20 protein-coding genes and 1 pseudogene are annotated in these 20,413 nt (G+C 58.3%); 12 read left to right on the top strand and 9 right to left on the bottom strand.

Annotated elements, in window-relative coordinates; genetic code table 11:
- Positions 1-61 precede the first annotated feature (61 nt).
- A complete protein-coding gene (locus tag ACTJKM_RS31775; protein WP_113513412.1) occupies positions 62-1,147 on the bottom strand; it encodes a substrate-binding domain-containing protein in 1,086 nt (361 codons plus the stop codon).
- Positions 1,148-1,427: 280 nt separating this feature from the next.
- Between ACTJKM_RS31775 and ACTJKM_RS31770 the strand changes: the two genes are divergently transcribed.
- Together ACTJKM_RS31770 and ACTJKM_RS31765 are read left to right on the top strand one after the other, a co-directional pair.
- Entirely contained in the window at positions 1,428-1,688 is a 261-nt protein-coding gene (locus ACTJKM_RS31770) for an EamA family transporter (protein ID WP_440639154.1), read from the top strand.
- A gap of 129 nt (positions 1,689-1,817) precedes the next feature.
- On the top strand, positions 1,818-2,429 hold the full coding sequence (locus ACTJKM_RS31765; protein ID WP_440639150.1) for a hypothetical protein: 612 nt from the start codon (positions 1,818-1,820) through the stop codon (positions 2,427-2,429).
- Between the two features lie 54 nt (positions 2,430-2,483).
- Here the strand turns inward: ACTJKM_RS31765 and ACTJKM_RS31760 are convergent, their stop codons facing one another.
- The 3 genes from ACTJKM_RS31760 to ACTJKM_RS31750 all read right to left on the bottom strand — a co-directional run bounded on the left by ACTJKM_RS31760 (position 2,484) and on the right by ACTJKM_RS31750 (position 6,375).
- Positions 2,484-2,843 carry a helix-turn-helix domain-containing protein gene (locus ACTJKM_RS31760; RefSeq protein WP_058328593.1) on the bottom strand — a complete coding sequence of 120 codons (360 nt, stop codon included), beginning with the start codon at positions 2,841-2,843 and terminating at the stop codon, positions 2,484-2,486.
- Positions 2,840-3,715 (bottom strand): S1C family serine protease, encoded by an 876-nt coding sequence (locus ACTJKM_RS31755; protein ID WP_058328592.1) that lies wholly within the window; start codon positions 3,713-3,715, stop codon positions 2,840-2,842. Before ACTJKM_RS31755 ends, ACTJKM_RS31760 begins: the two co-directional genes overlap by 4 nt.
- Before the next feature lie 953 nt (positions 3,716-4,668).
- Positions 4,669-6,375, bottom strand: coding sequence for an adenylate/guanylate cyclase domain-containing protein (locus tag ACTJKM_RS31750; protein ID WP_113513408.1), 1,707 nt, complete (start codon positions 6,373-6,375; stop codon positions 4,669-4,671).
- Here ACTJKM_RS31750 and ACTJKM_RS31745 point away from each other — a divergent pair, their 5' ends adjacent.
- Complete coding sequence (locus ACTJKM_RS31745) at positions 6,376-6,657, top strand: hypothetical protein (RefSeq protein ID WP_058328590.1); 282 nt, start codon at positions 6,376-6,378, stop codon at positions 6,655-6,657.
- 108 nt (positions 6,658-6,765) lie between these two features.
- Positions 6,766-7,369 (top strand): annotated as a pseudogene (locus ACTJKM_RS31740) (tyrosine-type recombinase/integrase).
- A gap of 53 nt (positions 7,370-7,422) precedes the next feature.
- Here ACTJKM_RS31740 and ACTJKM_RS31735 read toward each other — a convergent pair.
- The gene (locus ACTJKM_RS31735) at positions 7,423-8,034 is read right to left on the bottom strand and encodes a TetR/AcrR family transcriptional regulator (RefSeq protein ID WP_058328589.1); all 612 of its coding nucleotides are present in this window, start codon (positions 8,032-8,034) and stop codon (positions 7,423-7,425) included.
- A 107-nt stretch (positions 8,035-8,141) separates the two neighbouring features.
- Between ACTJKM_RS31735 and ACTJKM_RS31730 the strand changes: the two genes are divergently transcribed.
- Both ACTJKM_RS31730 and ACTJKM_RS31725 read left to right on the top strand, forming a co-directional pair.
- Positions 8,142-9,209, top strand: a complete 1,068-nt coding sequence (locus ACTJKM_RS31730) for an SDR family oxidoreductase (RefSeq protein WP_058328588.1) — start codon at positions 8,142-8,144, stop codon at positions 9,207-9,209.
- A gap of 53 nt (positions 9,210-9,262) precedes the next feature.
- On the top strand, positions 9,263-9,670 hold the full coding sequence (locus ACTJKM_RS31725) for a nuclear transport factor 2 family protein (RefSeq protein WP_057248381.1): 408 nt from the start codon (positions 9,263-9,265) through the stop codon (positions 9,668-9,670).
- A gap of 441 nt (positions 9,671-10,111) precedes the next feature.
- Here ACTJKM_RS31725 and ACTJKM_RS31720 read toward each other — a convergent pair whose 3' ends face one another.
- Positions 10,112-11,014 carry a LysR family transcriptional regulator gene (locus ACTJKM_RS31720; protein ID WP_058328587.1) on the bottom strand — a complete coding sequence of 301 codons (903 nt, stop codon included), beginning with the start codon at positions 11,012-11,014 and terminating at the stop codon, positions 10,112-10,114.
- Positions 11,015-11,123: 109 nt separating this feature from the next.
- Here ACTJKM_RS31720 and ACTJKM_RS31715 point away from each other — a divergent pair, with 109 nt between their 5' ends.
- Genes ACTJKM_RS31715 through ACTJKM_RS31700 form a run of 4 tightly spaced genes read left to right on the top strand, consistent with a single transcriptional unit; the run spans position 11,124 to position 14,860 of the window.
- Positions 11,124-12,206, top strand: a complete 1,083-nt coding sequence (locus ACTJKM_RS31715) for a 4-oxalomesaconate tautomerase (protein WP_058328586.1) — start codon at positions 11,124-11,126, stop codon at positions 12,204-12,206.
- A 47-nt stretch (positions 12,207-12,253) separates the two neighbouring features.
- Positions 12,254-13,255 carry an ABC transporter substrate-binding protein gene (locus tag ACTJKM_RS31710; protein WP_058328585.1) on the top strand — a complete coding sequence of 334 codons (1,002 nt, stop codon included), beginning with the start codon at positions 12,254-12,256 and terminating at the stop codon, positions 13,253-13,255.
- A 14-nt stretch (positions 13,256-13,269) separates the two neighbouring features.
- On the top strand, positions 13,270-14,100 hold the full coding sequence (locus tag ACTJKM_RS31705; RefSeq protein ID WP_058324019.1) for an ABC transporter ATP-binding protein: 831 nt from the start codon (positions 13,270-13,272) through the stop codon (positions 14,098-14,100).
- Positions 14,084-14,860: an ABC transporter permease gene (locus tag ACTJKM_RS31700; protein WP_113513406.1), complete on the top strand. Its 777-nt coding sequence runs from the start codon at positions 14,084-14,086 to the stop codon at positions 14,858-14,860. The genes ACTJKM_RS31705 and ACTJKM_RS31700 overlap by 17 nt, the downstream gene beginning before the upstream one ends.
- A 316-nt stretch (positions 14,861-15,176) precedes the next feature.
- Here the strand turns inward: ACTJKM_RS31700 and ACTJKM_RS31695 are convergent, their stop codons facing one another.
- Complete coding sequence (locus tag ACTJKM_RS31695) at positions 15,177-15,575, bottom strand: MerR family transcriptional regulator (protein WP_058328583.1); 399 nt, start codon at positions 15,573-15,575, stop codon at positions 15,177-15,179.
- 79 nt (positions 15,576-15,654) lie between these two features.
- Between ACTJKM_RS31695 and ACTJKM_RS31690 the strand changes: the two genes are divergently transcribed.
- The gene (locus ACTJKM_RS31690) at positions 15,655-16,698 is read left to right on the top strand and encodes an SDR family oxidoreductase (RefSeq protein WP_058328582.1); all 1,044 of its coding nucleotides are present in this window, start codon (positions 15,655-15,657) and stop codon (positions 16,696-16,698) included.
- A gap of 515 nt (positions 16,699-17,213) precedes the next feature.
- Here the strand turns inward: ACTJKM_RS31690 and ACTJKM_RS31685 are convergent.
- Positions 17,214-17,858 (bottom strand): TetR/AcrR family transcriptional regulator, encoded by a 645-nt coding sequence (locus ACTJKM_RS31685; protein ID WP_063893395.1) that lies wholly within the window; start codon positions 17,856-17,858, stop codon positions 17,214-17,216.
- 89 nt (positions 17,859-17,947) lie between these two features.
- On the opposite strand from ACTJKM_RS31685, the gene ACTJKM_RS31680 reads away from it, so the two are divergent.
- The gene (locus ACTJKM_RS31680) at positions 17,948-18,631 is read left to right on the top strand and encodes a DAPG hydrolase family protein (RefSeq protein WP_058328580.1); all 684 of its coding nucleotides are present in this window, start codon (positions 17,948-17,950) and stop codon (positions 18,629-18,631) included.
- A 470-nt stretch (positions 18,632-19,101) separates the two neighbouring features.
- On the opposite strand, the gene ACTJKM_RS31675 is transcribed toward ACTJKM_RS31680, so the two are convergent.
- Positions 19,102-20,412, bottom strand: a complete 1,311-nt coding sequence (locus ACTJKM_RS31675; protein ID WP_058328579.1) for an extracellular solute-binding protein — start codon at positions 20,410-20,412, stop codon at positions 19,102-19,104.
- Position 20,413: the final 1 nt, after the last annotated feature.

Below are 20,413 nucleotides of genomic sequence, written 5' to 3'. Positions count from 1 at the left end.
CTTGTTCGGGCGGCAGGACCGTTCAGCCCTCCCGCCCGTGTATCAGGCGGCTCGAGCGAAATCAGTTCTCGAAGCGCTTGCCGACATTGGCGACGGTCGCCTTCGTCACCAGTTGGGCCCGCGTGTCGAGATTGGCGGCCGAGATGCCGCGGTCGATCTGCAGGTAGAGCTGCATGACCGGCCAGAAGCCTTGCAGGAACGGCTGTTGTCCCAACGAGCCCGTAAGGTTCCCCGCGGCGATGCCCTCTTGCTGCGCCGGCCCCAGGTCGAAGCCGAAGGCGCAGAACTTGCCGGTCCATCCCATTTGCGCGACTGCCTTGACGAGGGGCGGCGTGAAGACATTGTTTGCAGTGAAGGCCCCGACGACGTCACCACGCGACTCGAAGAGCGACACGAGCGCGTTCACGGGATCGTTCGGGTTCGTGTCGATGCCGACATTCTCCGGCCCGGCGTCCACCTTGAAGTTTTCAAGCTTTCCGGCGTCTTTCAGTGTCTTGACGATGGCATTAAAGGCCGAGGTCACCCGATTGTTCACTTCGATATTGCCCATCGCGGTCGAGGACGGCAGCAGGATCGAGCCGCTGGTCTTGCCGCTGTCGAGCACGCATTTGGCAAGTGCTTCGCCACCGATCGCGGCCGCGGATGCGTCCTGACCGGTATGACTGATGCTGCTGCGGTTGAGCAGCGTCCCGTCAAAGGAGTTCGTCGTGGCGACCGGAATGCCCTTTGCTTCGGCTGCCTTTACGATGTCGTTGTAAGCGCCGATCTGCGGCGTCGTCATGATGATGCCGTCGATCGTAGGATCCTGAACGATCTGATTAAGGATTTCGATCTCGCGGGCCGGATCGTCCACCGGCGACTCCGACCCAAGCAGCAGGATCTTGGCACCGATCATGTTGCCGGCCACCGTGGCGCCAACATAGACGGGATCGAAAAAGCCGTTCCCGGCCGTGTGCGTCACGATACCAAAGGTGAGGTGGCCGTCGGCCGAATGGAAATCCTTGGTGCCGGGCGCCTCTTTTGCGGCGTCCTCGAAACTGTAGCCGCCGACCGCCTTCTCGACACTGCCTGATTGCGCGGATGCATACGAGACGCCAACCGATAGCGCTGCGACCGATGCTGCCGCGTGCAACAAAATACGCCTCATAACTGGTCCTCCCTTGAAAGGGGCAGAAGCCGTTCGGGCGCGCTAGTCGAGAGGGCCGAATGCCTCCTCCCACGACGCTAATTTTCCGCGTAATTCCATCGTAAGTAAATGGTGAACGCGTGGTGCTGGCGAATTTGTTTGCCGGCGTCGTCAGGTTGCTATCCACCGAAGATGAAGGTGAGAAGAAGCAAAAAAGCGGACCCGGCGGGCATCCGATCACGGAGGAGGAGGTGACGCAGGTTTCCGTCAATCCATTAGGAAACGCTGACCGCTCTGCGAGCTGGCGTACACGTTAATTATGCTCGGTCTTGTCGAGACAAGTGCAAGCGTCACCACCCTGCTTTGGGCATTCGATCCGATCCTCATCCTCAGTCTTGCCTGGCCCTTTCTCGGGGAGCGGATCGATCGTCCGCTCGTCGGTCTCGTCGCTGTTGCGACCTGTGGCGTCTTGCTGGTCAGCGGCTTCGTGAGCGGTTCATCCTTAATAGCGAATCTCGGCTCTGCCTCATTTTGGCGGGCGTGCTGTGCTGTCGTTCAATGACAATCGTATGCAATAGCGACTTCTTATGTTGAGAAAGGCCTCGGAGAAACTCGGCCCATGGGGTGACGATCCTTCTGCATTAATGAGTATGGGAACATATCTAGAAGTATGATTTTATTGCGAAATTTAATGTTTTTCGCAGAATTCACTTGTTATTTCACGACTGAAAAAACTTGCAAAGGCACGGCCATCGCCAAGCCCCATGAAAAACTCGCAGAATCACGGGCCGTCCTCAAAGCGCTGCAGGACGGCGGGCGACGCATATTCAAGTCAGATGAGCTGACCCGCGTCCACCAGGAGCGGCGGCTGCAGAACGGGTTCCTGCGCGATATCATCAAGGGCTGGCTCACGTCGACCTGCCCGCAGGCACAGCAGCAGGACACCGCCCCCTGGTACACGAGCTTCTGGGAGTTCTGCAATGACCGGTTTGGCAAGGACTGGTTCCTGTCACCGGAGCAGTCGCTGCTTCTGCACGCGGAAGCGCCCACCATTCCGCCTCAGGTGGTGGTGAACTCCCCCAAAGGACCGAACAACAAAATCGACCTGCCGTTCGGCATTTCGCTCTATGACCTCAAGGTCAAGGAGATGCCAGCCGAACTGATCGCATGTTTAATTTGCTTGTCTCCGGCAACGGCGAGCCCGCTCCGCGTCGATTTCCGACACGCACGACGGATGGCCTACGGCTTCCGCGACACGCACAACAGCGCGCGAATAGGCATCTATGGGATGGTCAGCGGATGACCGTCATCAGAATGACTGTCAATTGGAAGTGTATCGAGCATAATAAAAGCGCCTTCACAGATGAATCACGCCGCGCCGCGCGGCGTGGGCGACCGCATCGGTGCGGCCGGTGGCATCAAGCTTGTCGATGACGCGGCCGACATGAAATTTCGCTGTATCGACAGAGATGCCGAGTTTGCGAGCAATCTCCTTATTCGAAAGACCTTCTGCGAGAAGCGCCACGACTTCGCGTTCGCGGGAAGTCAGGCCCGCCTCCTCCGTGGCGGCCCGCGCCGTGGAGAGGACCAGCTCGCACATCTCCCCTTCCGGCGCCAGACGCACCCAATCGACTGACGTCAGCAACTCGCTCAACCGCTCCGCAAGCACCGGATCGTCGATGCGCACCGCGATCGTAACAGGGCCCGTGTCACTCATCGGCGGGGTCGGGTCGCGATAGTGACCGCCGCCTCGACATCAGCGCCCGCACGCCTGATCCCCAAGGAGACCGATCTGCCAATCGATTGATGGTCAAGGGTCCGCACGAGCGCATTCACCGAAGGAACGGCCTCACCGTTCCAGTGGACGATGATGTCTCCTTGCAGGACCCCACCAATAGCGCCGGGTCCATCGGGGTCAACACTCATGACCATCGCCCCCTGGCCGCCACCGGTAACGGCGACCTGATGGAGCCCGAGGCCGAGATAGCCACGCGGGACTTCGCCATGCGCCAGGAGGAGAACCGCCGCGCCTTCAACGGTTGCAGAGGGGATGACGAGGGTTCGGCCCCGGGGGCCGCGCACCGCCATTCCAAAGACATTGCCCTCCGCACTGATCGCCAAGCCCCCCTCCGCGCGACGTCGCAATCTCACGTCGAGCTCGATACGTGCATCGATTTTCCCGCCGCGCATCGATCGCCACGCAGGACCAACCGCAATCGCGCTGCCGAATGAAACAAGTGGCGCGCTCTCGGCGGCCGCGGCGACCACGACGAGTGCACCAGGTCGAGGCACCACTTGGTCGAGCACAGCCGACGGCGCGTCGGCTCCCTCGACGCGAAGCAGCGCGATGTCAGTCGACGGATCGCGCCCCACCACGCTGGCTGGGTGTTGCGTGCCATCCGAGAATTCGATGAGGATCTGACCTTCGTTGGAAAGAGCTTCATCTGCGGTGATGATGAGCCCTTCGCGCCAGACGAACCCGGTAGCGAGCGAACGGGTTGAGGCAATTTCAACAATGCTCGGCGCCACCGCAGCGGCGGCTTCGACGATCGTGGAAGATAATTGAGCGAGGAAACTAGGTTCAGTCATGGGTGATCTCCTGTAAAGCCTAATGTGTGTCTCTACGGCGGTGATAGCCACTGCCCGGTCAGGTAGGCCGATCACGCTCGGCTTGCCCGCATCCCAACGCCTCGGCGCTCATCACTTGTCGACGTACGCGGCTGGCCCAATATTTCAACGCGATCTGGAAAGTCAGGATAGCGCCCGTGGCGTCGTAGTTGGGGAGCGAGTCTCATACAGGCAGTTTGAATAGATTACCCCGTCAGGGGCATAATTAGCCGGCTGCTCCTTGGCGTAACAGGTATTCGCCGGGGGGTCGTAGCCCCCCAATTAGCCAGAACCAGCGGCCCAGAAAACTCTCCGGATATCCCCGTTCCTCGCATATCGAGCATCCGGCAGGGGCACGGGTTCCCTCGATTCCGCGCTGCTACCGGTCGGCAAATGCGCAGAAGTCCGGATGGTGGCATCATCGTCAAATCAGCCGTCGCTGTCTTTGGTTGATAAAGGCCCGATACATTATGCAATCTTCTTGGCCCAAGAGGTGAACGTCACGGCAACAAGCCGTGCAGGGCTCGTGGGAGCACGATTCTGTCCGCCCCTAAGGCGAGTTCCACGCATAAGTTTGCGAACGGCAGTATTGCGGCCCCATTTCGGCCGTTGAAGCAGACCTTGCACCTGCCGGAAAGCAGATTTTGTCTAGTTTCAAGGTAACGGCGCCGCCTATAGCGGAAGTAAGCGTCGTCGCCTTCATGTCTCGGCGAAGCTGCTTAAATGTTTCGCAAAGCATCCTGTCTTCATTCTGGGCTACGGGCTCATCGCCACCATGATGCGTCCAGCGGAAAATTCATGCGAGACTCGGTCTGGTTGACGCGTTTTGTGGAGCGTCTGAAGAAGCTTGGCACTGCGATCCAGACCGCCGTTCTCGCGCAGCGCATATCCGTTGATCAAGTCCTCGAACGCGTCGGGATTGTCCCCACCAGCTGTCACATCTCCGGCAGGCCAGCCTTTCGGAAGCCGTCGACAAAGTGGTCTCGTACAGATGCATCGCGCAGCGGCTGGGAGCTGAGCCAATGGCCGATCGTGAAATGAGGGTGGGCGATCAGGAACAATTCTGCTTCTCGCCGCGCCTCCTCAGGGTGGCCCAACTGCGCAAGCGAAGCAGCCAGGAATTTGCGTGAGTTGGTACGATACGTGTCCTTCCTGCGGAGTGTAGCGGTTGCCGCCCCATAGTCACGCGCGGCGTATTGCGCCTGCCCAAGATGACAAAGATACCAGCAGGTTGGATAGGGATTGAGCCGCAGAGCTTTTTCGATCTGCGCTAGTCCGTCGGCAACCCTGCCGTCCAGCACGGACATGTCCGACATGGCGGCCCAGGTGTCGGCGTGGTTGGGGTCCAGCTCCAGGGCCTTGGCGAAGGCGGCCTCCGATTCCTCCCATCGCCGCTCATAAGCCAAAATGGTTCCCAGAACGTAACGGCAGCCGGCATCGTTGGGATCTAGGTCGACCGCCTTCTGCGCGAACGTCGCCGCCATCCGACGGTTAGGATCTTCGGGCTCGCCGAAATGAGTCCAGGCAAGCCAACGGTTATAGGCGAGCAGACTGAGCGCCTCGGCATATGATGGCTCGAGCTGAACCGCGCGTTGAAGCAGCATATAGGCCTCACGCTCAGTTTGCGGCGACTCTTCCGTCAGGAGGCGGGCGCGCACACACAGATCGTACGCCTCAAAGTTCTTCGGCCGATTGCGCTGCGTCGGGATGGTCAGCCGGCCGACGAGGGCTTCAACAATCTTGGCGTTAACTTCATCCTGTAATTCGAAAACATCTTCCACCGTCCTGTCAAACCGGTCGGCCCACAAGTGCTGGCCGCCAAGCGCGTCGATCAATTGGGCATTGATGCGGACACGGCCCATTGCGCGTCTGGCGCTCCCCTCAAGGACGTAGCGGACGCCGAGCTCCTGGGCGACCAGCCTTACGTCGACCGGCTTGCCCTTGTAGCCGTACACGGAATTGCGCGCGATGACGAACAGGCCAGCCGTACGGGAAAGGTCGGTGATCAGGTCTTCGGTCAAGCCGTCGACGAAAGGCGCGTCCGCTTCATCCCCACTCATATTCGTGAACGGCAATACAGCGATCGAGGGACATTCGGGCAGCGGCAATATGCTCTGCAGCGCATCCGGCCAATGCCACACGTGGACCGGGCGAGTCAGGTTCTTTAGGTAGCGTTCGCCTGCATCAAAGAACCGGTCGCCGATCTTGCCGACGATCTCGCCGTGAACTTTGGCTGAAATGCAGATACCTCCCGGTGCGGCCTGCGTCTCGAGGCGCGCCGCGACATTGACGCCGTCGCCGAGGACGTCTGAACCGTCGTCAATGACATCTCCCAGATTGACGCCTACACGCAAAAGCAGGCGCCGGTCTCCGGAAGCCTCAACAGCAGTGGTGGCCCGTTGCATTTCCAACGCTGCTGTGACCGCGTCCACCGCGCTAACGAATTCGATTAAGAATCCGTCGCCCATGACCTTGAAGATGCGACCGTTGTGGCGCATCACAGCCGGCTCGATAACGCCAGAACGGAGTTCCCTGAGGTTCGCCAGCGTTGCGACTTCATCAGCCTCCATCAGGCGTGAATATCCCACCACATCGGCAACGACGATGGCGGCAAGGCGACGCTGAAGAGACTGATCCGTCATGTGAGGACAAGCCTAACGACCGAGTTCGCAAGTTATTGTTCAGCGGCGGGTGAGTCAACAAATGGTCAGAGTAATGTCCAGGCGATCGCCACCTCCATCGAGCCGTCATCCTTCTTTGTGACCGACGGCGTCGAAGTGGACGACACGGAAATGAGTATCCACGGAAAGCGGATGGTTCTTGAACGCGTGGTGATGGGCGGCGAGCGGGGGCTTTCGGCGGAAGCGCCCAGTTCTGTTCGCGAAATTGCGTTCCGGGGGAGACCCGAACTGCAACTGCGCTAAGTCGGCATTTCTGGCCAACTCTCCAGATGCGGCCAGTCTCCTTCCGGCCCGAGGGCTGCCAGCCTCGATCGTTTCTCTTTCGGCCAATCAAGGCCAAGGAGAAATGAAATGGGATACTCTCGATATAATGCTGCAGCCCGCGGCTGTGCCGCATGGAATGCGGGGAAGACGGTCGGGACCAAGCGCCCTCTGACGCAGAAGCAGATCTGGGCAATCCGCTTCTTCCTGGATCGGGAAGGGCGGTTCGAGATCGCGCGCTTTTCGATCTCGCGATCGACAGCAAGCTTCGCCGTTGTATCTGGTCAAGATAAAGACAGGCGACCTGGAAACTGGACCGGAGAATCGAACGCGGGCAACGGTCGTTCAACAGAAGACCGGGCGTCCGGGTCCAATTCGAACTGACCAGCGATGTGCGTGCCAGCCTATTGGCGTGGCTTGAGAGACGCGGTGGCACCGTCGATGAATACGCTTTCCTAAGTCGGGTCGATCACTCGCGGCACATGAGCACGCGGCAGTACGCCCGCCTGGTCGATGAATGGGTCACAGCGATTGGGCTTCGAGCATCGGACTAGGCACGCACTCGCTGCGAAGAACGAAAGCGGCCATCGCCATCCAGATATTGCTCGGGCACACCAAGATCGAGAACACGGTTCGATATCTCGGTGTGGACATCGAGGATGCGTTGCTTTTGGCTGAGCGAACCGAAATATGAACATGGAACGGTCATTCGCTCAAACCGGATGACCGCTTCGTGGGGCTGGTTCTTCATTCACGAGATCCGATTTGGGGCGGGAGCGGAACGGCGGCTACGGCCAGTCGAAGAAGGCGCATGAAGAGTTTCATGCCGTCTTGAAGGCTGGAACCGCCGCCTTGGGCGTGCTTGATCCCATTCATGGCAGCGACAATGAGATTGGCCAGCTGCGCAGGTGGCACTTCCAGAGGTTCAAGATCGATTTCGCCCTTCTGCGCAGCAGCCAGTATGGTTTGCGTCAGCAGGTTCAAAAGCTTCTGGCGCGCGTCGAGCGTAATATCGGCCGCCAAGGCCACGTTGGCGGCAAATAGCTCATCTGCATCAGCACTGCCGCCAAATGGCGCAATCAACTCCCGCTGAAAAACCGCCATGGCCTTGGCAATGCGATCAAAGGCACACCCGTCGCTCGCCAGCACCGCTGCCACTTCATCCAAAGCCTTGGCGTGGGCGCGAGCTGAACCGGCCCGAAACAGCTCTTCCTTGCTGCTGAAGCTCAAATAGAGCGAGGCGCGCGAGATCGACGCCGCACGGGCAATGTCCGCCATTGACGTCTTGCGAAAGCCAAACCGCACAAACACCGGCAAGGCTGCATCCAGGATCAGGGTTATTTTTTGGTCGGGCTGCATGATGGGCAGATTGACACCTTAAGTCCAGACTGTCAAAAGACGATTGGACATTTAGGGTTCAAGTGTCTAATCGACATGGCCGACTGATGCGGTCAGAAGGACATTCGATGAAAAAAGAGACGAACGCTGCAAATGCAGCGGTGCTGGTTACCGGCATTGGTGGGTTTCTCGCCGGGCACGTCGCTTTTCAGTTGCTTAAGGAAGGCTATCGTGTGCGCGGTAGTCTGCGCCACATCGAAAAAAGTGACAGCGTGCGACGTCTGCTTGGCGCTCATATTGGCAAGGATGCTCTGGAGCGGCTCAGCTTCGTGCAGGCAGATCTTGATAGCGACAATGGCTGGCCTGCAGCTGTCGAAGGCTGTCGTTATGTCATTCATACCGCGTCTCCCTTTCCTCCTGGGTTTCCGGAAAATACGGACGCTTTGATCCAGACCGCCCGTGAGGGCGCTTTGCGGGTGCTCCTTGCGGCGCACAACGCGCGCGTCGAGCGGGTGGTCCTCACATCCTCGATAGGTGCCACCAACCATGGCGACGGGCAGGCCCCCTTCACCGAAGAAAATTGGACTGACCCGAACGGTCCGCGGGCAACGCCCTATTACCAGTCAAAAACTTTGACTGAGCGTGCTGCCTGGGCCTTTGCGCGCGACGTAGGGCTCGAACTGACGGTCATTAACCCGAGCATGATCCTGGGGCCGTTGCTCGGAGCGAATTTCGGGACATCCGTGGGACTGATCCATCATCTGATGACAGGACAATTCCAAGGTATTCCACGGTTTGGTTTCTCAGTGGTGGATGTGCGCGATGTGGCGCGGGCTCACCTGCTGGCGATGACGCAGCCCGAAGCCAAAGATCAAAGGTTTATCGTTGGCGGGCGCTTTTTCTGGCTCAAGGATTTGGTAGCTGTCCTGGCTGCGTCCTTCCCAGAGTACGTCTCACGGCTTCCTTCAGGTGAAGTTCCCGATGAGGTGGTTAGGGCGATGGCGGAATCCGACCCCCATGCACGAACCATCGTTCATGAACTCAATCGTGACCTGAGTGTCAGCGCAGCAAAGGCCAGGCATGTCCTGAACTGGCGGTCGCGCTTAGAGGAAGAGGCTATACGGGCTAGCGCCCAGAGCCTGATTGACCTGGGCTTGATCGCAGCCATGCCGCCGACAGCCGCAGCCTCCGTATAATCGTCACTTATTTAGAGATCGAGCGATCTCGCCTTTTTCAATTGGAGAATACCGTGACGACCCGATCCCCCGATACTGTCGAAACCTCCAGCACAATAGAGTTTTTGCGTGAAACGGAACGCGCCAGACTGCGCGCCCTCGTCGTCGCTGATCTCGACCGGGCAAGAAAGCTTCACGCACCAGACTTTCAATTGATCACGCCAATCGGCGTGGCCCTTTCCAAAGACGAGTATCTGGGGTCTATCGCATTGGGCAAAATTCGATACCTGACCTGGGAGCCTGCCGACATTGCGGTGCGCCTGTACGACACCGCTGCGGTCATCCGATATCGCGCCCAGTTGGAGGTCTTGTTCAGTGGGCACAAAGTCCCTCTCAGTGATTACTGGCACACCGACGTCTACGAACAGCGTGATGGCCAATGGATGGTCGTCTGGTCTCAGGCGACCAGCATCAGCGGATAGTCGGTGCCGCAGCCACGACAAGGGCCTGAAGTTTAGTGCAGACCGTCAAGCCGACTACGCAGCCAAATCGGCCATGTGATTGGTAGGTAATTGCAAGCAGCTTTGGGGTCTACGTTTTTGGAGAGCGAATGGCCGAATTGCGGTCGCTTACTGAACGGCAGTTTTCTGCCGGACGTTGCTCCGAAGGCGGCGCATTGACGCTGCCGGAGACCACCCCGTGCCCGTGCGCTTCCGAAGCGGATGACGTATGCCACAGAACAAGCGCAAGGAGCGCAGGCACTCCCCACAATTCCAGCATCGTTTCCCAACCCAATAGACGGGACAGACCAGCTGACGTCGCGGCCGCCAGCGTGGCGCCGCCCAAGGCGTTCTTGTAGCGGAAAAAAGAGAACATTTGACTGAAAAGTAGTCGGGTTACCATCCCGGTAGCTTTTCAGTTGCTCAGTTTCCTTCGGACCACGTCCCAATCAACATTGTCATGAAGCGCTCGGCCGCGGGCGAAAGCGTCCCACCGCGACGACGCACAATGCCGATCGTTCGTGAGATTTGAGGATTGCGAATAGGTCTCGTGACGAGGAACGGGTGCTCTTCCTGTGGTGTAGCGAGTTTTGGCAGAACCGAAATTCCAAGCCCGGCTTCCACCAAACCAAGCGATGTCGAAAGATGTGTGACTTCATAGGACCAACGCAGTTTCAGGTTCGATTTCGCCAACGCAGCGTCAAGAAGCGTGCGATTGCCGCTGGACCGGTGAACTGTGATCAGTTGATAGGGCGCCAGATCGTCCCATTCGAGTTCGCTCTTCGCCGCCAGCGGATGATCCTTGCGTGCCGCCAGCACGAATGGATCTTCGATGAGCCTGTCGAAGATGAGGTCGGGATCTGAAAAGCCCATGATATTGATGCCGAACTCGACTTCCCCACGGGCGACTGCCTGTAAACCGTCGGTAGCCGGCAGATCGAGAATGCGAAAACGAATATTGGGATACTCGTCGCTGAACTGCTTGATGACGGTTGGTAAAAAATAAAAAGCGGCCGTTGGCAGACATGCGATAGTCACAAGGCCGCTGCGCTGAGATCCGACATCGCGCACCGCAAACAGCGACGTGTCGAACTCCTCAAGCATTCGTCGCACCAACGGGATCAGCTCCGCGCCAAGGGCGGTTGTCGAGACATGACGGGTGGTGCGCTCGAGCAAGGGCGCCCCGATTGCAAGCTCCAGCTTCTGAATTCGACGGCTGAGTGCCGGCTGTGACAGATTGAGCGCTTCGGCAGAGCGGTGGAAGTTTTCCAGTTCGACGACCGCTAGAAACGCGCGGAGATCCAGTATCTCGCAATTAATGCTCACAACGCATCATTCCTTCTAATATTCGCATTTCACATATCAATCTTTTTGCCGCTTACTGCAACAAAGAAGCTGATTGATATTTAAATCACATCAGTAAGCGGACACAACCATGAACGATCTGATTTCCATTCCCTGCGTTCTGATGCGAGGCGGCACCTCCAAAGGACCGTTCTTTCTCGCCTCCGACCTTCCGTCAGATGAGCGTCCACGCGATCAAATTCTGCTTTCGGTCATGGGATCTGGTCATCCTCTGCAGATCGATGGTATCGGCGGCGGCAACCCCGTTACCAGCAAGGTTGCCATCGTCGGCCCGGCAACCATACCGGATGCCGATGTGGATTATCTGTTCGCCCAGGTCCGCATCGATCAGCAACTCGTCGATACCTCGCCGAATTGTGGAAATATGCTAGCGGCCGTCGGGCCGTTCGCGATCGAGGCCGGCCTGGTCAAGGCGGCGACGGGCGTAACCCGCGTGCGCATTCACAACGTCAATACCGGCAAAGTGATCGAAGCGGAGGTTCCGACCCCTGATGGCTGCGTTGCCTATATGGGGGATGCCTCGATCGACGGCGTGCCTGGCAATGCTGCGCCGATCGCGCTGACCTTCATGGACGCGGCTGGGGCACGCACGGGGAAGCTTTTTCCCACCGGCAACCCGCGCGACAGCATTGACGGTATCGATGTCACCTGCATCGACTGCGCTATGCCGATGATGTTGCTGGAAGCCACCGCCCTCGGTGTGACGGGCGACGAACCTGCAGCCGAGCTTAATACCAACGGCGCATTGCTCGAACGGCTCGAAACTCTGAGGCTCGAAGCTGGCCGGCGCATGGGTATGGGTGACGTCAGCAATCAGGTCACGCCAAAGCCGGTTCTAATCTCCAGGCCCAACAACGGCGGCGATCTCGGCGTGCGCTATTTCATGCCGCATCAGTGCCACCCATCTCTCGCAACGACCGGTGCGGTCGGCATAGCCACGGCCTGCATCAGCGACGGAACCGTCGCCTCGCGGCTGATCGGAGACCGCAAGCCACCGGTCGTTCTCGTTCTCGACCATCCAAGCGGCCGTTTGGAAGTGAAACTGGATACCCGCGATGGCAAGACAGTTGCTGGAATCCTGCGTACGGCCCGGCGCCTCTTCGAAGGCCAGGTCTTTGCAAAACCTATCGCGCAAATGGTTTGCGCGGCATAATCGAAAGTGGTTGCCGGGAGGGCGCCACGCATCAGGGAGGAATACACATGCGTAACCTATTGCTCGCACTTGCGGCAACGGTCGCTTTCGCCGGTTCGGCTATTGCGGAACCCGTCCGCATCAGCGTCGGGTCCTACAACCTCAACAACCTGCCCTTTCCGGTCGCAGCTGGCCTAGGTCTCTACGAGAAGGAAGGTCTTGAGGTAACCGTCGAAAACTTCGCATCGGGCGGTTCCAAGACGCTGCAGGCGCTCGTTGCCGGCTCCACGGATATCGCCGTCGGCTTCTACGACCACACCATCCAGATGCAGTCGCAGAACAAGGCTGTTGTCGCCTTCGTGCAATTGGCCCGCAATTCCGGGCTCGTGCTTGCCGGTGGAAAGAACGCTGCGTTCGATCCCGCCAAACCTGAAACGATCAAGGGCGCGAAAATCGGTATCACAGCGCCGGGCTCGTCTTCAGACTTCTTCGTCCGCTATTATCTGCAGCGCCACAGCCTATCGGCTGATGACGTCTCGTTGATCGGGGTCGGCTCCGGTTCAGCTGCTGTTGCGGCGCTCGAGCAAGGAAAGGTTGATCTATTGGTCAACTACGATCCGGCGGCAACCTTTATCGAAGCCAAGGGTGTCGGCAAGATTTTGATCGACGCCCGCAGCGACGCCGGTGCCACGCAAATCTACGGTGGGATCTACCCGACCTCCGTCCTTTATGCGACGCAGGCCTATATCGATGAGAACCCGGAAACCATCCAGAAAGTCACAAACGCGACCGTGAAGGCGCTGGCCTGGATGAACACACACAGCGCTGAAGAGATCGTCGAAAAACTGCCGAAGGAATTCATCTCCGGTGACCGGGGCACCTATGTGAAGGCTGTCGAGAATGCCAAACTGATCTTCTCGGTCGATGGCAAATTCAGCGAGACCGACACTCAGATACCCCTCGCCGTCTTGAAGAGTTTCAACGAAAAGGTTGCTGCCGCGACTATCGATCTTTCCAAAACCTACACGAATGCTTTCGTGGACAAAGTCAACGACAAGACCATCAATTAATCCAGGAGGAGGCCATGGCTTTGGCTGTCGTAAAACCCATGTCCGTTCCGTCGGGCGAGCTAAACAAGAGGCCAATGGTATCGATTGACGCCGTCACGATGTCATTCGGCTCCTATGTAGCGGTGCAGGACGTGAACCTGACAGTTGCCGATGGCGAGTTTCTCGCCATCGTGGGACCAACAGGCTGTGGCAAAAGTACCGTGCTCAACGCCATTGCTGGTCTTCTGAAGCCTGCCAGCGGAACAGTGGCGATCGACGGCGCTCCGGTTAAGGGCGTCCAGAACGATATCGGCTATCTCTTTCAGCAGGACGCGCTGCTGCCCTGGAAGACATCGATCGAGAATGTCGAGCTGGGACTGCTGTTCAAAGGTGTGCCGAGTTCAGAGCGACGCGAGCGTTCTATGAACTGGCTTGCGAAAGTCGGACTCAAAGGGTTCGAGCATCGCTATCCGCATCAGCTTTCGGGCGGCCAGCGCAAGCGCGTCCAGATGGCGCAGGCCCTAATCTCCGGCCCCAAAGTCATCCTAATGGACGAGCCCTTTTCGGCCCTCGATATTCACACACGGCACCTCATGCAAAACGAACTCCTGCGTCTGTGGCAGGAAGAGCGCAGGGCTGTCGTAATGATCACGCATGACCTCGAAGAAGCAATAGCCCTCGGCGACCGGGTCGCAATTCTTGCAGCCGGCCCTCGTTCACGGGTTATCGAAAGCTTCCCGGTGGAACTCGAGCGCCCTCGCGACGTCGCGGAAATTAAACTCGATCCACGCTTTATGGATCTTTATCGAAATATCTGGGCGTCCCTGCGCGGCGAAGTGGAGAAAAGCTATGAACGTCGTGACTGAACGCATCATCCAGCTCGGGATGCTAATCTTTATCCTCGGCGGCTGGCAGCTTGGCGTGACCGCCGGCTTCATCGATGTCTTCTTCTTTCCAGCCCCGCTCGACATCTTCAACCAGATGATCAGCTGGATTGTTGACCCCAGCTTCTATCGTCATGTGTCAATCACACTGACGGAGACTGTGCTCGGCTACATCATCGGCACAGGCCTTGGCGTCGCAGCCGGTGTATGGCTCGGTCTTAGCCGCAGTGCGGCACGGATTTTGGACCCCTTCATCAAAGGCCTGAACGCCATTCCGCGCGTCGTGCTTGCCCCAATTTTCGTGCTTTGGCTTGGTCTCGGCCTATGGTCCAAGGTAGCGCTCGCAGTAACGCTTGTCTTCTTCATCACCTTCTTCAACGCCATGCAGGGCGTCCGCGAAGTCAATCCGGTCGTCCTCGCAAACGCAAGGATTCTCGGGGCCAAACGTTCCGATCTGTTGCGGCATGTCTATTTTCCGGCGGCAGCCAGCTGGATTTTGTCCTCCCTTCGCACGTCAGTCGGCTTCGCGGTGGTCGGCGCCATCATTGGCGAATATCTCGGCTCCTCTGCCGGGCTCGGCTATCTGATCGCGCAGGCGGAAGGCAACTTCGACGCGGTTGGAGTGTTTGCCGGCATCATCATCCTGGCCGCGTTCGTGCTCATCATCGACCGAATTCTTGATGTTCTGGAAGGCCGGCTGATCAAGTGGAGACCGAATACCGCAGAAGAAAGAGCGACGTAACTATTAATCGGATCAGTTTCCATGTGAGAAGAATTGGGGTGCCGCCATCGGCGGCCCTTCTTAGCACGGTTCTGTCCGCCCCTAAGGCGACGTCCACGCTTAAGTTTGTGACCGGCAGCATGCACCTCCAAGTCGGACACTGAGCAGAGCACGGTGGTATCACAGAAGCGGACATGATACATGCCGCCGAGCTGCAGGTTTGCACCACTTCCAGACCTTACCTCGGAAGCTACGATCGACGCGTTTGGACCCAACGCTGCCATTCGCCGATAGCGCCCGACGGCTGGTCGATCGAAGATTCCGTGCGTTTCGCGGGTTAGCAAAGCGTGTCATCGGTAAATCGCGGTTCATCGCCCGGCTTGCCGCACGCGACCCAGTCGCGCTTCGCCCGCAGATAATTGGTCAGCTCGGCCAATTCAATTGCCTTCTGCTCAAGCCTGACGAGCTGGACGTCCATGATCTCGATCTCACGCGCCGGCGATAAGCCCTCGCGTTGCAGTTCCGTGGCAATCTCCGCGATCTCCTTGAGTGGCAGACCCAGTGATTGTGCGAAACGGATCATCCGAACCGTCGAGGCCTCCTGATCGGTGAAGATCTGATAGGGATTGCGACCACCTTTGGCGCCGAGTTGCGGCCTGAGCAGACCTTTGCGGACATAAAAGCGGACAGTGTCCTGGCTCAATCCTGTCCGCTGGGCGAATTCTCCGATCAGCATATTTTTACACCTTAAGCTGTTGACCATGGACCTTAGTCCAGCCTTATATGATGCGTTCCCTCAATTGTGGAACACTTTCATGCTGAACTATCCTAATAACGAGTCCCATGAGCCGACTGCCTTCGTGACTGGGGCAACCGGCCTTCTGGGCAACAATCTGGTCCGCGAACTAATCGCCGACGGCTGGGGCGTGCGCGCGCTGGTTCGCTCGCACGAGAAAGCAGCAATGCAGTTTGCCGGGCTGGATTTAGAGATCATAGCCGGCGATATGCTCGACGTGTCGGGTTTTGCGGACGCACTTAGGGGCGTCGACGTGGTTTTCCACACAGCGGCTTATTTCCGCGACTCTTACAAAGGCGGGAAGCATTGGGACGCGCTCTACGCGGCCAATGTCGCGGGTACGCGTGGCTTGCTCGATCACGCTTATCGTGCCGGAGTGCGGCGCTTCGTCCATACCAGCTCGGTTGCAGTGCTGCGCGGTGCAAAGGGACAAACCATAGACGAGTCCATGTTGCGGGACGAGCGGGACGCCGATGATTATTACCGCAGCAAGATCCTGTCGGACCGCGTGGTGCTTGATTTTCTCGACAAACATCCCGATTTTTGGGCGGCCATGGTGCTTCCGGGCTGGATGCACGGGCCGGGGGATATCGGGCCGACGTCGGCTGGCCAAACAGTGCTGGATGTGGCGCTCGAGCGCTTGCCCGGCGTTCCCCCCGGCTCCTTCTCGGTGGTCGATGCGCGCGATGTGGCGCGGGCGATGATCCTCGCTAGCCACAGGGGGCAACGCGGCGAACGTTACCTCGCCGCCGGACAGCATATGACCATGGCCGATTTGTTGCCGTTGATCGCACAAGCCACCAGGGCAAAGGCACCGACCCGCCGCATTCCACTCTTCTTGCTTTACCTGATCGGCGCCGGCAATGAGCTCTACGCGCGGATGACTGGCGAGCCTGTACTCTTGAGTTGGGCCATGGCGCGAACAGTTGCCACGGAGAATGACCGATCTCGCTACGATTGTGCGAAGAGCACACGAGAATTGGGTCTGGAGTTCCGGCCCGTGAGCGAAACCCTGCGTGATGAAGTGGCCTGGTTCCGTACGCACGGCTTCTTGCCTAGCTGAAGTTCGCGATACGGCGTTAAAGGGCTACAGCCAAGACAGAGGTTTCAGCCAAAGCCCCTTGAAGGTCGGTGACATTCGTTGAAATCGGTCTTAGTGCCCTTTTCGCCTTAGAAATCGAGCACGGATACGAAGGCGTCGATCCATTTTCGCTTCGGTTAATTGTGGCCCGATCTATTGGGCGATCGCAACGCGATCACCCACACTTACGCTGGCTCATCAGTGGGCGTCACCTCAGATGTAAAGGGGCATCAACGTGAACAGGAGTGGGGACGATTCTCCCAGAGTTTGACCGCCACCGCGTGCTCAGGTTTCGGCTTGGCCAGCACTCGACGGGCAACACGCGTGGCGGTGCGACGGCAAAAAAACAAGGCGTCCGGCGGTCTGCATGTGGATTACAACCCCGGAACATCGCGCCGATTGATTGTCGCACCATCTGATCCGGCATTCGTCGCGCTATACGCTCACCACCTAATTGCTGTGACGCCGCCTCGGCATCAGATGCGCCACGATGGCCGTTATGGTGCCGTGCCCAACTCTTCGAACAATACACGTGCGTAGAAATCCACACACTCTCCAACCCGTGCGGTGACCTCCTCATCGCTATCGTTCCATGGTGTTTCAAGGCCGATAGCGGCCCTGCGCAAGGGCTCAGCAACCAGAGCAGCAAGGATCATCCGGGCAGATCGGATGACATCAAATGACTGGACATCGGCTTGGTACTCGCGCAGCCAGTTCGCCACGGCCAGCACTCCCCGCTCGACTCCATTTCGATTATAGATTTCTGCCAGCCGTTCTCGACCCTCCTTTTCAGCACAGATGAGACGGAAAAGGGCTACAGCTTCCTTGGATAGGGCGATCCGATAAATCCTGCTCAATAGCTCCCGCAGGCTCCCCGGATCAGGACGCGGCTCGCTCGGCCGGTGATCTCCACTCGTTTGGAGTTGCTCAGTCCAGGACGCTACGATTTTCCCGACCAGTTCCTCACGATTGGCCGCCATAGCGTAAACAGTCTTTTTGGCAACTCCTGCGCTACGCGACACCGCATCGATGCTGAACTTGGCAAATCCCTGATCAAAGAGAAGCTGTGTTGAGGCTTGGAGAATTTTGCGTTCCACCTCAAGCCGATTACGGGCCGGACGCCCTCTCGCTCGCTTTTCCAAATCTTGATCCCCTTGACCAACGTCGTACGAAGGGTATACCCATCGAATTTAGGAAACGCCACACGTTTCCTAAATATAGGAGATAGGAAATGCAACAGGATTTGGAAGCAGCAATCCCTGTCGCGCTGCTGCACGCCGACCCAATTAGACTCGAAATGGGTATCGAGCGCTTCGGCTCCGGCACCCTCACGGTCGCCTGCAGAACGATAATGCCAGGGTGCAACGGAGCGATGCTGGAATGGTGGTTCAAGTATTTTGAAACCGACGAACACCTTCGCTGGTGGCATCCGATTGATCACAAGCGCCATTTCGGTTGGGACGAGCTTTGGAAAAAAGGTGAGAACTACATCGGCGCGACGATCAGGGCGACGGAGTCGCTAGGAGAGGTTCCTCCGGTCAAAGCAACCATCAAGTTCCTAAGCCCAGCTGCATACTTCAGTGCCACGGACATCGATGCCGCAAAGCGGGTGGGCGGCGTATCCGCACTTTTCTACGCCGGAATTGGCTTTGGCGATGATGTTGAGACTGACGAGCATGGAGTTCCAATAGGCGGCCGGATGATGCACGTCACACGGGACACGCCCGATGGCCTCGTTCTGCGAAGCAGATTCGTTCTTGGTCTCGATAGCGACAAGGGCGGCCACGCTGTCCCGGACGAGATCGGACTGGGGCTGATGCGCCATTGCCATTCGGAGTTCTCGTTCCTCGCGAAGGCACTTCCGTCTGCATATTATGGTGATCTCGCAAATTCTCGACCTGCCGACAACTGGTAGGTTCGCCCGGAGGCTGCTTATGCTGACTTGTCCGGTCGAAAGCGGGGGCAGTTCAGCTATCGAACTCATTCCGGAAGTTTGAACCACGAGATAACTTTTCTCAAAATTTTTCGGTGGCACGGTGACGTTCGCTTCCATCTGCCAACGGCGGCTGTCTATGCAGATTTCCGGGAATGAACGATGGATATGGCCGGAAGCAAAGCGCGGCCAGCCAGCTCGGGGCGTTCTATCCGCCAACCCACGCTTCGGTGGTGATCTTGAGAAGATCTGAACCTGGATCTGCTGCCAATTCCACACCTGCTCACGACTTGATCGTGAGCCTTGAGTACTCAATGCCCCCGCAGATAGATCGTTTGTCTCCAACACGGAAGCGAAGAAAATATGACGCGGCCCGGCTGGGACGCAAAAACAAACGGGGCGCAGAGACCGAAGTCCCTACGCCCCACTCTGGGAGATCGTCTGGCGCCGGATCAAAGATTGGCGAGCAGGTCGTTGATGCGGCTCTCGGCGCTGCCGAGGGCTTCGTCGACTGTCTTGTCACCATTTACGGCCGCACCGACTTCTTCGCCGATGATGTCCTGGATGGCAAACTGGCGCTGGACGGCGCCCGGCAGCGAGCGGCCAGTCTGTGCGACCTCGGCGATGTTATCACGGCGCGGCAGCGACTTGAATTCCTGCATGTCGAAGACCGCCTTGACCGCCGGCAGGTGACCGGTGCGAGCCCACTGGAAGTCGTTGTCGACCAGGAACTTGAATAGCTTGCCGACCGCTGCAGTTTGTTCCGGCGAACGATCCTTTCGCGGTACGACCCAGCTGTGGCCGTCGGCATAGGTACTGTCGCGACCAGCATAAAGCTGCGGAACCGGGTAAACCGTGTAGCCTTTCGCAAGGGGGGTGCCTTCCTTCTCCGATTGTGCGACGAAATCGCCGATCAGCCAGGTGCCGTTGACCGCAATGCCACCATCGCCGTTGGTGAACGCGGTAACAGCTGCCGCATAGTCAAGACCGGTTGTTGTCAGGCCCTCGTCCTTGATCTTCTTCATAAGCTCGACGACGTTCTTGGCTTCGAGCGTATTCAGCGTAATCTTGGTCGGGTCGGCGAAGAAGTCAGCGTTCTGCTGCTGCAGCAGTGTGTAGAGTACCCGCGCATAGGCGGCCGTCTCATTGGCGAGGATCTGCACGAGGTAAGGCTTGCCGGTCTTTTCCTTGAACTGCTTGCCCTGAGCTACAAGTTCGTCAGCCGACTTCGGAAGGATTGGCGTGCCGTCTGCGTTGACGAGGCCAGCTTGCTTCATAAGGTTCATGTTGACGTGGAAGAGCATCGTCCAGTTGTCGAAGGGCAGGCCGAACATCTGGCCTTCCTTGGTGACACCGTCACGGGCGGCAACCGTAAAGCTATCGGGCGAGATGCCCTGCGCGGAAAGAACCTCATCGACCGGGTCGATCAGACCGCGCGACTGATAATCGGAGATCGCGGAGTAATGCATGGACACGACGTCTGGCGCAGCGCCCGATGAGAGTTGGGCGTTGAGCTGGTCATAACCCGGCCATTCCACGGTGGTCACATTGACGTCGATATCGGGATTATCGGCTTCGAACTTGTTCACCAGCGAGGTGATGATACCGCACTCGCCGATAGCCTTGGAAACATCGGTGACGGAACCATAGTCTGCCTCGCAGGCGCCGAAGAAGCGCTGCAACTCGATCTTCGTCTGCGCGTGAGCCGACGTGCCGCAAGTCAGCGCGATCAATGCTGCCGTACTGAGTAGAAAACGTCTCATG

Source organism: Ensifer sp. 22460 (genome assembly GCF_052044935.1).
Lineage (GTDB): Bacteria > Pseudomonadota > Alphaproteobacteria > Rhizobiales > Rhizobiaceae > Ensifer.
The sequence above is the reverse complement of the archived record's forward strand: the minus strand, read 5'-3'. Positions and strand labels throughout refer to the sequence as shown.

What these genes read in the sequence shown, in the direction of transcription:
- ACTJKM_RS31775 (WP_113513412.1), bottom strand. Translation starts at nt 1,147, where the DNA reads ATGAGGCGTATTTTGTTGCACGCGGCAGCATCGGTCGCAGCGCTATCG.
- ACTJKM_RS31765 (WP_440639150.1), top strand. Translation starts at nt 1,818, where the DNA reads ATGTTTTTCGCAGAATTCACTTGTTATTTCACGACTGAAAAAACTTGC.
- ACTJKM_RS31760 (WP_058328593.1), bottom strand. Translation starts at nt 2,843, where the DNA reads ATGAGTGACACGGGCCCTGTTACGATCGCGGTGCGCATCGACGATCCG.
- ACTJKM_RS31755 (WP_058328592.1), bottom strand. Translation starts at nt 3,715, where the DNA reads ATGACTGAACCTAGTTTCCTCGCTCAATTATCTTCCACGATCGTCGAA.
- ACTJKM_RS31750 (WP_113513408.1), bottom strand. Translation starts at nt 6,375, where the DNA reads ATGACGGATCAGTCTCTTCAGCGTCGCCTTGCCGCCATCGTCGTTGCC.
- ACTJKM_RS31735 (WP_058328589.1), bottom strand. Translation starts at nt 8,034, where the DNA reads ATGCAGCCCGACCAAAAAATAACCCTGATCCTGGATGCAGCCTTGCCG.
- ACTJKM_RS31730 (WP_058328588.1), top strand. Translation starts at nt 8,142, where the DNA reads ATGAAAAAAGAGACGAACGCTGCAAATGCAGCGGTGCTGGTTACCGGC.
- ACTJKM_RS31715 (WP_058328586.1), top strand. Translation starts at nt 11,124, where the DNA reads ATGAACGATCTGATTTCCATTCCCTGCGTTCTGATGCGAGGCGGCACC.
- ACTJKM_RS31710 (WP_058328585.1), top strand. Translation starts at nt 12,254, where the DNA reads ATGCGTAACCTATTGCTCGCACTTGCGGCAACGGTCGCTTTCGCCGGT.
- ACTJKM_RS31705 (WP_058324019.1), top strand. Translation starts at nt 13,270, where the DNA reads ATGGCTTTGGCTGTCGTAAAACCCATGTCCGTTCCGTCGGGCGAGCTA.
- ACTJKM_RS31700 (WP_113513406.1), top strand. Translation starts at nt 14,084, where the DNA reads ATGAACGTCGTGACTGAACGCATCATCCAGCTCGGGATGCTAATCTTT.
- ACTJKM_RS31695 (WP_058328583.1), bottom strand. Translation starts at nt 15,575, where the DNA reads ATGCTGATCGGAGAATTCGCCCAGCGGACAGGATTGAGCCAGGACACT.
- ACTJKM_RS31690 (WP_058328582.1), top strand. Translation starts at nt 15,655, where the DNA reads ATGCTGAACTATCCTAATAACGAGTCCCATGAGCCGACTGCCTTCGTG.
- ACTJKM_RS31680 (WP_058328580.1), top strand. Translation starts at nt 17,948, where the DNA reads ATGCAACAGGATTTGGAAGCAGCAATCCCTGTCGCGCTGCTGCACGCC.
- ACTJKM_RS31675 (WP_058328579.1), bottom strand. Translation starts at nt 20,412, where the DNA reads ATGAGACGTTTTCTACTCAGTACGGCAGCATTGATCGCGCTGACTTGC.